The organism is Paenibacillus sp. FSL R5-0749 (genome assembly GCF_038595085.1).
GTDB lineage: Bacteria > Bacillota > Bacilli > Paenibacillales > Paenibacillaceae > Paenibacillus.
The window spans coordinates 2,602,045-2,616,803 of the sequence record NZ_CP152005.1; the positions used below are offsets into that span (position 1 = coordinate 2,602,045).

Sequence of the window (14,759 nt, forward strand, 5' to 3'; positions counted from 1 at the left end):
AAGAAATTGAAGGACAAGTATAAAGAAGAAAGATAATAAAACTTAATTGAAGGTGATAATTATGAAAGAATGGGACTACAGTAAGCCTTGGTTCCATGGTTCTCCAATGCTCTTAGATGAACTACTAGTCGGAAGCACAATAACTCAGGATCGAGAGTTAGCAAGAATCTTTTCACACAAACCTTCTATTGTTGCTTTGGATGAGCACGGCACAAGACTCCATAATGGTAAGTTATGTGGATACATTTACATACTTGATGAAGAAATTACAAGTGAGGATGTATACCCACATCCAGCAACTACAATGAATCCTGGTGAAGAATGGCTCATCAAAAGAGGATTAAAAGTACGAAAAATAGATGAAACAAAAACAAGAACGGAAGAACAACTTTCAGAGGAAGAGGAGGTAGATTTATTGGATAAGCTAAAAAACAGATAGCGAATAGTTTGTTCGTAGAAGAGGCTGCTGCGTATACTATTATTAAAGGATGGGGATTTCTATGAGTAGATTGTTACTAACCTCTTGTGGTTTTTATACAGATGATATTAAAAATCAATTTCTGGAGCTTATTGATGGAGAAATTTCTCAATTAAAGGTCTCAATCATTACAACAGCATCCCCTTCAAAAGAAACTAATAGATATGCACAAAGAGCATTGCAAGAGTTTAAGGACATGGGATTTCAGCATATCAATTTTGTAGATATTGAATTTGAAGATCCGCAAATCCTCTTACATAGAGATGTTATATATATCAATGGTGGAAATCCATTTACATTATTGTATTACGCTAAGAAAAGTGGTGCTGATGAAATTATCAGAACACTGGCCGCACAGAATGTAATTATCGTTGGAGTAAGTGCAGGAACGTTATTACTGGGGCCGAATATTAACATTGTGGATTTCTTTACTCCACAGATGAACACAATGAATTTAACGGATTTGAAGGCATTAGGTGTAACTGACAAGCTTATTTTTCCTCACTCTGATCGAGATGACATATTTAAAGATAGTACTAATAAAACAATTGAAGAGAGAATAGTAGAATTTGAAGCCAATGAGAACTGTAAGGTGACAAGGCTTAAAGATGAAGAATATATCTCAATCTTAATAAAATAAGAACATTGAAAGTCGTAAATTCAATATAAGTAGCTCGAAGGAGCCCATTGTTTAGGAGGAGTCTATATGATATTAGAAAAAGTTATCAATAGAATTGAAATACAAAGTGAATATAAGGACTTGGTTGATAAGTATGTGGATCATATCCTTAACGAATTCAAAGATAAGATTCATAGCATTTATATGTGTGGCTCGATTCCCAAAGGAACCGCTCAACCTTTTAAGTCAGATGCAGACTTTACTATTGTATGTGCAAATCCCGAAGATATTGATTACGAAAGATTGTCAATGATTAAAGACAGGCTTTTGGAAGAATATCCGTTCGTCACTAAGATGGATACGATCATTTGCTCGATTGATGATGTATTAAGTAGACCAAATGATTGGGGGTTTTGGATTAAGATCATTTGTGTTTGCATACATGGGGAGGACATTGGTGAAAAAGTACCCCCGATCATAATTTCTCCAGAATTCATTGTAGACTTGAATACAGATACCAAGGATGAAGTAGATCGTGTACGTCGTTCACTTTCTAATGTTAGTGATCACTCATTGAAAACTAGATATATTAAAGGTTACTCTAAAAGATTAATTCGTGCATTATACTCTTTGATTTTAGAAGATACCGGGATATGGGAAGATGAAATCTTTAAGATGAAGGATGCCATAATAAACTATTGCTCGATTGACGGCGCTTTAGTTGAGTATCTGTATGCTTGTTACTTGGATAGCGATGTATCTGTTAAAGAGTTTCTGGAAATTGCAGATGAAGTATATAGCTACTTTGAGAACGCCTTAAATACAATGGCTGCTTCCAGGGCTTCCTCGGGTTAACAACATTTTGACGATATTGGTCACTCTGAGAGGCTATTTCGTCGTATAACATAATATTCAAGCAGCGGCTCCTCACGGAGCCTTGGTCTGCTATATATATATTGAAAGCGCTTTATAAAAACCATTCAACTAATGTTGAACGTTATGAATACAGGAACGTTAGGTAAAATAATGGTTAGTGAGAGGAGAATGAAATGCATATTAGAGGAGTAATTCTTGAGGGGTACTCAAATGCCGGGAAGACTTCAGTATTAAAAGCGATTAAACGATATCAATCACAAGAAGAAACCTCAGAACGGAGCGTAGTTATTCTTGGAGAACATTATTCTCAAATTTTGAATAATAAACATGGAGAATATGTGAGTCTAACGCGAGAAGAACACATTGAGTTACTTAAAGAGCGGGTTGAAATGCTAAAGAAACTTAACGATTGGGCAATTCAACTTGGTCCTGCATCTAGAGCATCTAGGGGACTATTTTATGTGCTGGAGAGATTTCACTTAAATCATAGAGCTGCATTTGCAGATTCGGATGTGGATGAGATCAATAAAATAGAAGAACAGCTCGAGTCTTTAAACGCCAAGTGTATTTTGCTTACAATCTCGCCCGAAGTCGTAGAAGAAAGAATTAAAAGCAGACAACCCGAAGAATGGATCTATAAAACAGAAGAAGAAGTAAGATCGTCGGTAAATGAATTATTAAAATTCCAAAATGTATTAAGACATCAAGCTCAAATCTCAAGAGTGCCAACACAAGAAATCAATACAGACGGTAAGGATTGGGATGAGTATGTAAAGATAATTATGGAGGGCAACGACATTGCCTAACTGAATGTTCAAGCATCGCCGCTAGTGCTCCGCACAAAACGTAAAACTATACCAGAAGGAGTGATCATTTGATTATTATGATTAATGGGTCATTTGGATCCGGCAAGACATCTACTTCTCAAAAGCTGCAGCCTCTAATACCTGATAGTATGATTTATGATCCTGAAGAAATTGGATATATGTTGAGGAAAATTATAACAGAAGAGATTTACTATGAAGAAGAACGAACGGATGATTTTCAGGACATAGCTCTATGGAGAATCCTTGTAGTACAGACCGCTCATGAATTGATGAATAGGTATAAGAAACATCTTATTGTTCCAATGACCATTTATAAGTCCGAAAACTTCAACTACATATTAAATGGATTTAGAAGTATCGATCAAGATACTTTTCATTTTTGCCTCTTAGCATCTGAAGAGACGATCAAAAAACGAATTGAAAAACGTGGAGACAAATTTGATTCTTGGTATCAAGAGCAAACAAACGCCGGTGTAACTGCATTCAAAGATATTAAATTTCAAGAACATATTGACACAGATAATAAAGAAACAGAAGAAGTTATAAGCATAATTTTAAGAAAGATTCCAAAGATCAATTTGGAAGTAATTCAACGAAATGACTGATATCAATAAGGGGTGCGTTATGGATCGTAAGATTATTCAAACCGCAAAAGAGATTGCAATAACAATTATTCGCGAAGCAGGTCTAATCTCTAAGGAGAAGTTTGATAACTTTGTTGAACTGAGATCTAAAGATGAATTTGGGGATGTGGTTACTGAAGTTGATCATATCTGTGAAGAAATCATTATCAAACAAATCCAGAACGTATTTCCAAATCATCAGATACACAGTGAAGAGGCAGGGCTTATCGGAACGAAGCACGATTGGTTATGGTTAATCGATCCTCTAGATGGAACTAATAATTTTGCAATAGGTTTACCTGTTTTTTCGATATCCATTACCTTAATGTATAAAAGAGAGCCTGTTCTTGGAGTAGTCTATGAACCTCTAACAGAACGTTTATTTGTATCTGTGATCGGTGAAGGGACAAGCTGTAATAATCGAGGAATAAAAATGAAGAGTAACCCGAATATTCTCAAAGGAAATATAGGTTGGATACAAGGTCACAGAGTACAAAACGACCCGCTAGCAGTAAAACTAAGACAATACATTGATATCAGATTCAAGCGAATGTTAAGATTATGGGCTCCAACGCTTCAATGGTGTATGTTGGCCAAAGGAGATATTGATGGAATTGTTCTGTACAATTCTGAAGGTGATGACTTGTACTCAGGTATCTTAATGGTCAAGGAAGCGGGGGGACTTGTTATAGATTTTGAAGGAAATAAATTTAATGGAATGAAAGAAGAACCTTATTTAATTGCATGTCACCCGAACCATAAAGAGGAATTATTGAAAATTGTAAGAGAAGGATTGAGTTAATGTTACAAACAACTGACTTCATCTAATATTATATCCACGTTTCGGGGCTTACACCCCTTGATCATTCCGATGTATAATTATAGGAGATATTTCTGATGACATCCGAGCCGACCTAAGATAAGAGCTATCTAAGGTCGGCTCGGGTCGTGAATGCAGGAATGTTAGATGAAATCGGTATAAGGCGATACATTCAACGGGCTAAGTCTATCTACCCGTTCCCTTGAGTTTTTTTAAGCCGCTTGAACCTCAGGAAATGCACAAACATTAGATGAAAACCCGATGAATTATGAGGAGGCATTTCATTGAAGTATTCTACAGTTGTTTTAGATTTGGACGGTACATTTTTAAATTCTAAAAACCAAGTCTCTGAAAGAAACTTTGAAGCCGTACTTTCCTGTTATCAGAGGGGGATGAGAATTATCTTTGCAACAGCACGCCCTCCTAGAGCTGTAAAGTTTTTTCTTCCTAAAGAGTTGTTGGATATTGGAGCGTTTGTGTATTATAACGGAGCACAAACAATATGTAATAAATCCATGACCGAAACTTATGAATCAATTCCATCTGATTTAACTTCCGAAATCATCGATTATTGCTTACATCATTATCCGCAACTCGATCTGACAATGGAAGTAAAAGATGAATGGTTTGGCTTACGCCAATATGACTATACTACCACAATGAATGCAAGGTCTAACCCAATAGTTAAATCATTGGGAGATTTAAAACAATATGAAGCTACGAAGATATTGCTCTCAGGCAAACATCAGATTCCAGGACTTATTTCTAAGTTTGGACAGCAAGTAAATATACTGATTACGGATAAAAATCAACTGATTCAAATAATGCCACTTCAAGCATCGAAAGAGTTAGCAATTACTAGACTTTGCAATATATACAATGAAGAACTGGATTCATTGATTGTATTTGGTGATGATCACAATGATGTAGGATTGTTCAAGTCAGCTGCATATTCAATAGCAATGGGGAATGCTGTCGTTGAATTAAAAGATATTGCAGATGAAATAACATAAACTAATGATAACGATGGAGTAGCAATAATCTTAGAAGGATTGTGTGGGAAACAGAAACTCTAGGTTTCATCATCTAACACAACATTCGCACTACAAGTCATTGGCTCTTGATCTGGTAGAAGTATATTGAAGATGAAGGAGATTTATATAACTATCCCCTAAGATAAGAGCTACCTAAGTCGGCTCGGGTCGTGAATATAGGAACGTTAGATGAAATCAGTACAAGAATCAGTGCCAGAATAAAAAAACGTGGTATCTTATAATCAATACATTACATCATATTAAAAAAGGAGAATTGAAAATGAGAAAACTCGTTTTATTTCTGCACGCTTCACTTGATGGGTTTGTAGAAGGGCCGAACGGTGAAATGGACATTGGCTGGGTTTCCTACGATGCTGACTTGGAGAAACACGCGCAAGAAGTTTTGAGTACTGCGGACACTGTCCTATGGGGACGTGGAACTTATCAGATGATGCATAGTTACTGGCCATCTGCGTCTTCAGACCCATCAGCTTCACCGTATGAACGGAATCATGCTGAATGGATCGAAAAGACAGCCAAAATCATATTTTCCACAACGCTGGAGAAAGTGGAATGGAACAATTCCAGACTGGTGAAAGAAGATGTCGAGGAAGAGATTAGGAACCTCAAACAGCAGCCAGGCAAGGATATGGTTATCCTCGGCAGTCCCAGGTTTGCGCATCACGTGATGGGGCTTGATCTAATCGATGAGTACAAAATCACAGTGTCTCCTGTCCTGATCGGTAGCGGGTTGCCATTGTTTCAAGGACTCCAAGAGAAGACCAATCTTAAGCTTATTGAAAATAAAACTTTCAAGTCGGGAGCTATTGGTCTCTGCTACCAGGCGGTTAGATGACTAGCCTCGTGAAGTAGTTTGGATCACCAAATCAGTCGACGGGGCTTACTACAAACCGATAGTTAAAAATGCAGCCTTAAGATAGTGACGTGTGGTGTATGCACGACGTTATGTCAAAGGCAAAGAAACGTATCAACCATGAAAATCAAAGGACGAAAGTAATGAATAAGAAGACATATCTTGTAAATATATCTTATCTAATTGACTTAACTGACGATGAATATAAAGAAATCGATGGGGATTTGACTCCTGTACTAGAGAAAGAAATTACAATAAGGAAAGATCTGAAATTACAATGGGTAAGTAGTTCCTCTGTGTATCTCGATCCAGAAGTAATGAATTGTGGAAGGTGTGCAAAATGTAATTCATGGGCAACGGATAGAGAGAAACCAAATCATATGGATGAACTTAATAATGGAGCAGTTATTGAAGGGCAATTGCTTTGTGATGAGTGTTTGCCAGAGGAGCATCGATGGGCTTTTTAAATCATGGATCAATTTTTATATCCTCATTCGAGGAATGAGACGGAGTCCTTTTTTAGAACAATGGTTGAAGGTAAGTCGAGTAATAGAAGTTTTATTATAGCGTTTAGAGAATCACTCGAATATTTGGGTCAAATAGATCTTTATAGGATAGATTGGAAGAATCGATTTGCATATTTGGCTATCGTTATAGGGAAAAAAGATCAATTGGGGAAAGGTTATGGTAGTGAAGCAATAAAAGTACTACAGAAATTTGTCTTCGAGGAATTAAACTTAAATAGGTTAGAGCTTGAGGTATATGAATATAACGAGAGAGCTTATAAAAGTTATGTTAAATGTGGGTTTAAGGAAGAAGGGAGATCTAGAAATAAGATATATAAGAAAGGTAAATATTGGGATGTTATTTGTATGAGTATTTTAAAAGATGAATTTGATAGGAGAAATTAGAATGAAATTTATCGTGTCTGCTAGTGTAATCGTTCTCAATGAACATAATGAGATTTTACTCATGAAAGGTCGAAGAGGCTGGGAAATGCCTCAAGGTTGTGTTGAATAAGGAGAGACTATTAGGCAGGCAGCAGTTCGCGAAGTGAAAGAGGAGACAGGGATTGAAATTGAATTAATTAAATTTTGTGGGTTGTATCAAAACATAACGCGCGGCGTATGCAACAATATATTTACTGGAAAACCGATTGGTGGAGCTTTAACTACGAGTGATGAAAGTGAAGAGGTGGGTTACTTTACTTTAGAAAAAGCTGGGCAAATGATAACATGGGGAAATTTCTATGACAGAATTCATAATGCATTAGATGAGAAAAGCCATCCATTTTTGATTGAATTTTCAGAATAAGGGCATCCATAAGATCTAATACATTAAACGTATCGGGTTTGCTCCCTCGGTCCGGCAATAGAAAAGGAGAATCATTTTGCTCGGTAATGAAATACTTTCTCAATCAGCTAATTCATTTGGATTTGATACTAATTCGTTAAAGTTCGTAAGCAATTCTTGTAATGAAGTATACAGGTTTAATAGAGGGGATAAGGAATATTTTTTACGTTTATCAGAAAAACCAGTTGAATTTGAACTTAATATTAAGGCAGAAGTCCATTGGGTACGGTATTTAGTTGAAAGAGGCATTCATGCATCATTGCCAATCCAGACTTTTGAAGGTGAATTAACTGCTGTATGTAAGCACTATGAAAAGTGCTATATTGCGACTGTGTTCGAGGGAGCCCCTGGCATTTTTTTCGATAGCAATCCAGAATTATGGGGACCAAGCTTGTTTAAAACATGGGGCGAAACAATGGGGGCAATGCATCGGTTGACCAAATCTTATGATCCTGGCGATTTGAAATACAAAAGGATGGAATGGGATGTAGCGGAAATAAACAATCCACATTTACATTTTGGTAATTATCAAGTACTCCTCAACAAACTCAGAACAATTGAAACAGAAATGAAAAATCTGCCTAAGGGCAAAGAATCATATGGTCTGATTCATTATGATTTTCATCCTTATAATTTTCTTATCGATCAAGGAGAAATAACTGTTTTTGATTTTGATGATTCGTTGTATGGATGGTTTGCACTTGATATTGGAATCGCCGCTACTCACGCTGTTTGGTGGGGTTCTCATTTCAAGGCTTGGAGATCGAAAGATGAATTTGCAAAGCATTTCTTAAATGAGTTTCTAGAAGGTTATATCAAACAGAATAACATAGAGCAAGAATGGATCCAGAGGATCCCTTTGTTTATGGAATATAGAAATATTAGTTCCTTCTTTTGGTGGCTTACCAATTGGGATGGGAATGAAGAGAATCTTAATGATAGTCAAAAGAATGCTATTATTGAAACGGTAAACCGTATTGAAAGTGGCAAACCTCTTGATGGATGTGACATTCAATTATAGGTTGTGAGGGCTGACGTAAAGACTCACCTTAAACTCGCTCCTTTCTTGGTCGGTGATGTTTTAGATAAACACCATTTGACCCAAGATCGGGGCTACTGCGATATAAGATAAGGAGGTAATACATGAATATGAATATCTTCATTATTGAGGATGACCTTCTTCTCCTGGAAGCACTTCGAGAAGCGTTAAGTCAGTGGTCATATGAAGTAAGTTACCCAAGTGATTTTTCTCATGTGATGGATTCCTTTGTTGATCATTCGCCACACTTAGTGATTATTGATATACAGCTTCCCAAGTTTGACGGTTTTCATTGGTGTAGAGAAATACGTGCCGTGTCCAAAGTTCCGATTATCTTTCTTTCATCCAGAGATCATCCGACAGATATGGTGATGGCCATGAACCTAGGGGCGGACGATTACGTTCAGAAGCCTTTTCATATGGATGTACTTCTAGCCAAGGTTCAGGCTATTCTTCGTCGAGCGTATACGTATGAAGAAGTGTCCTCCGATGTAATGGAATGGAACCAAGCAATTATTGATTTGAAAAGTTGTGAAATACATAAGGATGGGAAGACGATTGGCCTGACAAGAAATGAGTTTTTTATTCTTTCGATTCTAGTAAGGTCCAATAATAAGATCATCTCACGTCATGAACTGATGAAAAGGCTCTGGGATGATGATCAATATGTGAATGACAATACACTCACTGCCAACATCACAAGATTACGGCAACAGCTCGCTTCTCTCCATTTAGCCGAAGGGATTGTAACTAAAAAAGGTCTGGGGTATATGGCCGTTACGCTTTAGGAGGTTTCTCATTGTTCATCGCTTATCTTGTTTATAAAAAAAGTTGGATCGGCATAATTGGGTTACTGCTGCTGCTCACCAATGCTTTGATACAATTTGACGCCGGTATAGATGTGGAGCCGCATTCACTTATCTATTTGAATACGTTGTTTCTAACCATCTGTATTGTTTTTTTGATCTGGAGATATAAGAAGGAAACAGCCTACTATAAGTCTTTACATACCCTTACTAACGATGTGGGAGATGACTGGTTTGAAAACATTCCCCAACCCCAAAGTCGTTTTCCTGACGAGGTGATGTATACCTTTCTGCAAAATATTCATGAGCATGATCTGAACAAACGTCGTGCGGATCAGTTAACCCAACGAATGGAACATGATGACCTTTCCTCATGGGTTCATGAAGTGAAAACGCCGCTTACCGCAATGAAGATTATCCTTGATGGCCACCGTTCTAATGAGTTAGCACAAAGGTTAAATTCACCCTGGTTGAGAATGCATTTATTGATCGACCGGCAGCTATATATTTCACGATTAGCTAACTTGGACTCAGACTTGCTCCCGGAGAAGTTGAAAGTGCAAGATTTGATAAGAGAAGAGGTGCGTGAGCTATCCACATGGTGTATGGAAAAAAATATAACCATCGAGGTTATGGGGAATACCGGTGCTGCCGTGTATACGGATAAAAAGTGGTGCGGATTTGTGATGAGGCAGCTTTTAACAAATGCGATTAAATACAGTCCAACCGATGGAAAAGTATCTATCCATATTGATTTCCAAGATAATAAATATGTCACTGTCTCCGTTAAAGATGAAGGGCCCGGCATTCAAGTACATGACCTGCCACGTATATTTGATAAAGGCTTTACTGGAGAAAATGGAAGGGTTCAGCACACAGCCACCGGTATGGGGCTCTATCTTGCCAAAGAAATAAGCAAGAAGTTACGCATTCGACTTGAGGTTGCTACGGCTGTTGGCGAAGGTACGTCGATTGGGATGGTATTCTCTAGTGACAATCCATTCGAACGAATTAGACGATCACCGATTTAATAAGCAATGAAGCAGTTAGGAGATGTAAACCTGACTGCTTTTTATTTTGGCAAAGTGACAAAAATATCACATTAGATCTTATTTTATCACCTAAAGCTTACGACCGAGAGACACAAAAGAATTACACTGTGTATAGAACAACTGGATTGGAGTGTATGAAATGAAAGATCAGATCACACCGAAGACCGTTTTACTTGCTGAGGGACTACGTAAATCATATGGTTCAAAAGGAAATGCTCAACAGGTGTTACAAGGCATCAACCTTCGCGTGACAGAAGGAGAGTTTGTTGGCATTATGGGATCATCTGGCTCAGGCAAAACCACGCTTCTCAATACATTGGCTACTATTGACCGTCCCACGGATGGCGAAATTTTCATACAAGCGTACGAGATTTCCAAAATGAAGGACAGACAGCTTTCAGATATTCGTCGTCAGCATTTAGGTTTTATCTTTCAGGATTACAATTTGCTTGATACGTTAACGGTCAAAGAAAATATATTACTGCCGGTGTCCTTAACCAAAATCAGTAAAATGGAAGCTGAACATGAGTTTAATGAGATTGCAGAGATTTTAGGCATTAAGGAATTAGCGGATAAGTATCCTACTGAAATCTCAGGCGGTCAAAAGCAGCGTACCTCTGCGGCACGAGCGTTGATTCATTCGCCTTCGCTTGTTTTTGCGGATGAGCCTACCGGTGCTCTGGATTCCAAAGCAGCCTCTAATCTATTAGAGATTTTACATGAGATCAACCAGTTACGGCAGGTGACCATTGTTATGGTTACACATGACCCGCTGGCATCAAGCTATTGTAGCCGGGTCGTTTTTCTGAAGGATGGCAAGGTTTTTGCTGAATTGTACCGGGGAGAGAAAACGAGAGAATCTTTCTTCAAAGACATTCTGGATATGCAGGCTGTCCTTGGAGGGGGTAGCCCGAAATGAACATACGGAAACTGGTGATGCGCAGCATGCGGAAAAACATCAAGATGTATTATCTTTATTTTTTTGCGATGATTTTCAGCATCAGCTTGTATTTTATTTTTTCTACTCTGCAAAATGATCAAACCGTTATGGAAACCGTTCAAACCAGTGTAAACTTCTCAACGGCTTTTCAGATCGCAGGCATACTGCTTATCCTCATCACCATTGTTTTTACGATGTATACGACACATATCTTTATCAGAAGGCGAAGTCAAGAAATTGGATTGTATCAGTTCATTGGCTTGTCCAAGGCTTGGGTCGCTCGAGTACTCATCTTGGAGCACACTATACTTGGCCTAGGGGCTCTCTTGATCGGAACATTCGTTGGAACTATGCTCTCACGACTCTTTCTCTTGCTATTAATCAACCTGTTGGGGCTAGATGCCAAGTTTGGCTTAACCTTCTCAGGCCAGGCTCTTATTCAAACGATTGCTGTATTTACCTGCTTGCTGGCGGTTACAACCTTACAAAACATATGGACAGTATATCGCAGTACATTGCTGCAATTGTTTCAGGCTAATCATCAAAATGAAAGTTTTGTCAAACGTCCAAGCAGTGTGTCAGCCATTTTAGGGGGAGCGGGAATAGTTCTGATCGGGTTTGGTTATTATGTGTCCACCTTTATTGGATACAATGCAGATGCGCTAATTTTGATAATGTTAATTGTTCTCGTCAGTACCATACTTGGAACCTATTTGGTCTTCCATACAACCATAAGCTGGATATTCTATGTCTATCGGAAAAGGCAGAAGGGGAACCTGGGCTTAATGAATAGCCTTTCGGTAGCATCTCTAATGCACAGAATGAAAGGTCACGCCAATTCATTAACGTTAATCACAATCTTGTCAGCGATGACCATTACGATGATTTCCCTGTCCTATTCCTTATATTATTCCATGGAAAAGGATGTAAGATTGGCGATGCCTTTTGATTTTGCAATGGAAAATATGCCGGAGGAAGCCGCTGTGATCACAAATAAGTTAGAAGATGCGCAGATTGAATTTGAGTCTCATCAAGTACATGCCATTCGATTTGATGGCGCATGGGTGGATCAGAATCAGAATTCAAAACCGAGCCATCGTAACAGACAATTTTTGCTTTTCTCAGCAGAGCAGATGGCACAGGTTGGATTAGATCTGGAACGTCCCCAAGACGGTGAAGCCATCTATCATAGCAAGCGAGCCATTTTAGAAGGAATGGAGATTTCATCTCCCTGGGAAGTACAGTACGCATCAAATGATGAAACCAATCTGCTACCTGTCTCCAAGTCTGAGCTTAATAATGTGATGAATTACATCCTTCATGGCGACCAATTAGTTGTCTCTGAAGATACCTTCGCGCGAATGAGAGACAGCATTCAGGAGAATGAGTCCAAAGAATTAGTGACATTTGAGGTGTTTAACGTATTGGATACGGAGAAAACAGATATCGCGTCGAATATCTTTCGAACGAGCGTAGACAGTGATCTGTTACTCAGGGACTTTTATTCAACATACGAGGGATCACGTCAAAACTTCGGGCTGCTCATTTTTATTGCTGGATTTTTAGGTTTGGTATTTATCCTTTCAACAGGAAGTATTTTGTACTTTAAACAAATGACCGAGGCCGAGCAAGAGAAACCTCAGTACAGAACATTGCGACAACTCGGTTTTCAAATCGACGACATCATGAAAGGCATCATCCGTAAACAGCTCTTTGTTTATTTGATCCCTCTGGTCATTGGGCTAACTCATGCTGCTTTTGCCTTGAAGGTGGGTACTATACTTATTGCTGCAAGCATGCTTAACCCAATCCTCCTCAGTATGGCAGCGTATATCGTCATCTATTTAGTGTTTATGATTGTTACGATTCGGTATTATAAAAATATGATTATCCATGCTCTATAGAAAGGAAGAGATTGATGAAAAAAAGAATTCTTATTTCATGTTTCGTTGCTATTGTTATGATTACTGGTCTCTATTTCTTCATGCGTGAGCCATTTGATCGTTTTAATCCAATGATGAAAGAGGAATATGTATATGTTAAGGTCCAAGCTGAACCTGTAGATGATGACGGCAGATATAAGTATAAGGAGCAGGGGGTCACCGAAAGTGGTGAGATGAAACGAGTGGTATTCAGCACTAGTACCAGACTCAATCAAGGTACACTTTTAAAAGTGCTCGCCAAAGGTACCTATACAGCAGACTATAAGTTTATCAAAGAGCTTGAAATGCCATCGAATTTGAACTGAGTTTGGAACTCTTCGTATCAGGTGAAATGGTTAAGGGTACAGATATGAGAGAAGTTCAATAGAAGAAGCAGCCTGATAATAAAGGTTGCTTCTTTTTCGCTTTTACACTTCGCAAATGGAACATTGTGGGTTATATTGGATATGATTTGGTTCTATAGTAGGAAATTGGAGGTACTCAACTTTGGATGAAAATATACGCTTTCCGATAGGACACTTTGAGCCAAGTCTTAACTTCTCTAATGAGGACCGAATTCACATCATAGGTCAAATTCCCGGAATTACGAAGACCTTAAAAGAGATTACACAACATCTCAATGATGATCGACTCTGTACTCCTTATCGTGAAGGCGGTTGGACAATCACACAGATTGTGCACCACCTTGCGGACAATGACATGAACGCTTATATCAGGTTCAAGAGAGCATTAACTGAAGAGGAACCGATGGCAAGCTCGTATCGAGAGGATTTATGGGCATCATTACATGATTACAGGAGTACGCCCATCGAAGAATCAATTTTGCTGATGGAGATACTGCACAAGCGATTTCTCGCTCTACTGTATGGTTTACATCGGGATCAGTTTAGACGAAAACTCGGAACAGAAGTGTTAGGTACAATTACACTGGATATCGCGATTCAAAGATTTGTATGGCACGGGCAGCATCATATTGCTCAAATTAAATCTTGTATAACATCGCAAGGGTGGTAGGGTCTTATACATATCTCAAGTGTGGAGGTAATATATGGGGAATGGAAGGATTCTGGGCATAGCATATAATGTAATTCCAGTGAAAGACCTTGATGTATCAGCCGCTTGGTTTGTAAAACATTTTGCATTTAACATTCGCCACCAACGCGAAGGATATTTGAGTTTATTTCGGGGGAGTCGCCCAATATTGGATTTGATCCAAAGCGATCATGAAACACGAGCGACATTTGAAGTGCATCAGAAAAAGAGATGGGTCATTACATTTTTCACTGATGACATCGGTTCTTTACATAACTATCTAACATCAGAGAATGTGAAAGTAGGGGCTATTAGTGATGAGGGACACTATGGGAAGTTTTTTGTGTTAGAAGATCTGGACGGCAACTTATTTGATGTGTGGGAACACCATGATTGTGAATTGAATTTTTAATGAGGAACTTTGGTCAGCTGCTATCATTAAC

18 protein-coding genes and 1 pseudogene are annotated in these 14,759 nt (G+C 38.4%); all 19 read left to right on the forward strand.

Features of this window, described 5'->3' with window-relative positions:
• Nucleotides 1-61: 61 nt before the first annotated feature.
• The 19 genes and pseudogenes from MKY85_RS11740 to MKY85_RS11830 all read left to right on the forward strand — a co-directional run bounded on the left by MKY85_RS11740 (nt 62) and on the right by MKY85_RS11830 (nt 14,728).
• A complete protein-coding gene (locus MKY85_RS11740) occupies nt 62-439 on the forward strand; it encodes a hypothetical protein (protein WP_339260549.1) in 378 nt (125 codons plus the stop codon).
• A 61-nt stretch (nt 440-500) separates the two neighbouring features.
• Nucleotides 501-1,118: a Type 1 glutamine amidotransferase-like domain-containing protein gene (locus MKY85_RS11745; RefSeq protein WP_342572633.1), complete on the forward strand. Its 618-nt coding sequence runs from the start codon at nt 501-503 to the stop codon at nt 1,116-1,118.
• Between the two features lie 66 nt (nt 1,119-1,184).
• Nucleotides 1,185-1,952 (forward strand): nucleotidyltransferase domain-containing protein, encoded by a 768-nt coding sequence (locus MKY85_RS11750; RefSeq protein WP_342572634.1) that lies wholly within the window; start codon nt 1,185-1,187, stop codon nt 1,950-1,952.
• Between the two features lie 194 nt (nt 1,953-2,146).
• Entirely contained in the window at nt 2,147-2,779 is a 633-nt protein-coding gene (locus MKY85_RS11755; protein WP_342572635.1) for a hypothetical protein, read from the forward strand.
• Between the two features lie 77 nt (nt 2,780-2,856).
• Complete coding sequence (locus MKY85_RS11760; protein ID WP_342573338.1) at nt 2,857-3,405, forward strand: AAA family ATPase; 549 nt, start codon at nt 2,857-2,859, stop codon at nt 3,403-3,405.
• Nucleotides 3,406-3,424: 19 nt separating this feature from the next.
• Nucleotides 3,425-4,225: an inositol monophosphatase gene (locus MKY85_RS11765; RefSeq protein ID WP_342572636.1), complete on the forward strand. Its 801-nt coding sequence runs from the start codon at nt 3,425-3,427 to the stop codon at nt 4,223-4,225.
• 302 nt (nt 4,226-4,527) lie between these two features.
• Nucleotides 4,528-5,256 (forward strand): HAD family hydrolase, encoded by a 729-nt coding sequence (locus MKY85_RS11770; protein ID WP_342572637.1) that lies wholly within the window; start codon nt 4,528-4,530, stop codon nt 5,254-5,256.
• Between the two features lie 301 nt (nt 5,257-5,557).
• On the forward strand, nt 5,558-6,133 hold the full coding sequence (locus MKY85_RS11775) for a dihydrofolate reductase family protein (protein ID WP_342572638.1): 576 nt from the start codon (nt 5,558-5,560) through the stop codon (nt 6,131-6,133).
• A 161-nt stretch (nt 6,134-6,294) separates the two neighbouring features.
• Complete coding sequence (locus MKY85_RS11780) at nt 6,295-6,618, forward strand: hypothetical protein (protein WP_342572639.1); 324 nt, start codon at nt 6,295-6,297, stop codon at nt 6,616-6,618.
• Nucleotides 6,619-6,621: 3 nt separating this feature from the next.
• Nucleotides 6,622-7,062, forward strand: a complete 441-nt coding sequence (locus tag MKY85_RS11785; protein WP_342572640.1) for a GNAT family protein — start codon at nt 6,622-6,624, stop codon at nt 7,060-7,062.
• 1 nt (nt 7,063) lies between these two features.
• Nucleotides 7,064-7,465: pseudogene (locus MKY85_RS11790) on the forward strand (NUDIX hydrolase).
• Nucleotides 7,466-7,541: 76 nt separating this feature from the next.
• Complete coding sequence (locus MKY85_RS11795) at nt 7,542-8,525, forward strand: phosphotransferase (RefSeq protein WP_339260561.1); 984 nt, start codon at nt 7,542-7,544, stop codon at nt 8,523-8,525.
• Between the two features lie 122 nt (nt 8,526-8,647).
• Entirely contained in the window at nt 8,648-9,331 is a 684-nt protein-coding gene (locus MKY85_RS11800; RefSeq protein WP_339260563.1) for a response regulator transcription factor, read from the forward strand.
• 11 nt (nt 9,332-9,342) lie between these two features.
• On the forward strand, nt 9,343-10,380 hold the full coding sequence (locus tag MKY85_RS11805) for a sensor histidine kinase (RefSeq protein WP_342572641.1): 1,038 nt from the start codon (nt 9,343-9,345) through the stop codon (nt 10,378-10,380).
• 160 nt (nt 10,381-10,540) lie between these two features.
• Entirely contained in the window at nt 10,541-11,320 is a 780-nt protein-coding gene (locus MKY85_RS11810) for an ABC transporter ATP-binding protein (protein WP_342572642.1), read from the forward strand.
• Nucleotides 11,317-13,245 carry an ABC transporter permease gene (locus tag MKY85_RS11815; RefSeq protein ID WP_342572643.1) on the forward strand — a complete coding sequence of 643 codons (1,929 nt, stop codon included), beginning with the start codon at nt 11,317-11,319 and terminating at the stop codon, nt 13,243-13,245. Before MKY85_RS11810 ends, MKY85_RS11815 begins: the two co-directional genes overlap by 4 nt.
• 14 nt (nt 13,246-13,259) lie before the next feature.
• Nucleotides 13,260-13,589 (forward strand): YxeA family protein, encoded by a 330-nt coding sequence (locus MKY85_RS11820; RefSeq protein ID WP_342572644.1) that lies wholly within the window; start codon nt 13,260-13,262, stop codon nt 13,587-13,589.
• Between the two features lie 181 nt (nt 13,590-13,770).
• Nucleotides 13,771-14,298, forward strand: coding sequence for a YfiT family bacillithiol transferase (locus tag MKY85_RS11825; RefSeq protein WP_342572645.1), 528 nt, complete (start codon nt 13,771-13,773; stop codon nt 14,296-14,298).
• A gap of 34 nt (nt 14,299-14,332) precedes the next feature.
• Nucleotides 14,333-14,728: a VOC family protein gene (locus MKY85_RS11830; RefSeq protein ID WP_339260573.1), complete on the forward strand. Its 396-nt coding sequence runs from the start codon at nt 14,333-14,335 to the stop codon at nt 14,726-14,728.
• Nucleotides 14,729-14,759: the final 31 nt, after the last annotated feature.

Coding starts and splice junctions, on each gene's coding strand:
- MKY85_RS11775 (WP_342572638.1), top strand. CDS start 5,558: ATGAGAAAACTCGTTTTATTTCTGCACGCTTCACTTGATGGGTTTGTA.
- MKY85_RS11745 (WP_342572633.1), top strand. CDS start 501: ATGAGTAGATTGTTACTAACCTCTTGTGGTTTTTATACAGATGATATT.
- MKY85_RS11800 (WP_339260563.1), top strand. CDS start 8,648: ATGAATATGAATATCTTCATTATTGAGGATGACCTTCTTCTCCTGGAA.
- MKY85_RS11830 (WP_339260573.1), top strand. CDS start 14,333: ATGGGGAATGGAAGGATTCTGGGCATAGCATATAATGTAATTCCAGTG.
- MKY85_RS11750 (WP_342572634.1), top strand. CDS start 1,185: ATGATATTAGAAAAAGTTATCAATAGAATTGAAATACAAAGTGAATAT.
- MKY85_RS11760 (WP_342573338.1), top strand. CDS start 2,857: ATGATTAATGGGTCATTTGGATCCGGCAAGACATCTACTTCTCAAAAG.
- MKY85_RS11740 (WP_339260549.1), top strand. CDS start 62: ATGAAAGAATGGGACTACAGTAAGCCTTGGTTCCATGGTTCTCCAATG.
- MKY85_RS11810 (WP_342572642.1), top strand. CDS start 10,541: ATGAAAGATCAGATCACACCGAAGACCGTTTTACTTGCTGAGGGACTA.
- MKY85_RS11785 (WP_342572640.1), top strand. CDS start 6,622: ATGGATCAATTTTTATATCCTCATTCGAGGAATGAGACGGAGTCCTTT.
- MKY85_RS11815 (WP_342572643.1), top strand. CDS start 11,317: ATGAACATACGGAAACTGGTGATGCGCAGCATGCGGAAAAACATCAAG.
- MKY85_RS11755 (WP_342572635.1), top strand. CDS start 2,147: ATGCATATTAGAGGAGTAATTCTTGAGGGGTACTCAAATGCCGGGAAG.
- MKY85_RS11765 (WP_342572636.1), top strand. CDS start 3,425: ATGGATCGTAAGATTATTCAAACCGCAAAAGAGATTGCAATAACAATT.
- MKY85_RS11780 (WP_342572639.1), top strand. CDS start 6,295: ATGAATAAGAAGACATATCTTGTAAATATATCTTATCTAATTGACTTA.
- MKY85_RS11820 (WP_342572644.1), top strand. CDS start 13,260: ATGAAAAAAAGAATTCTTATTTCATGTTTCGTTGCTATTGTTATGATT.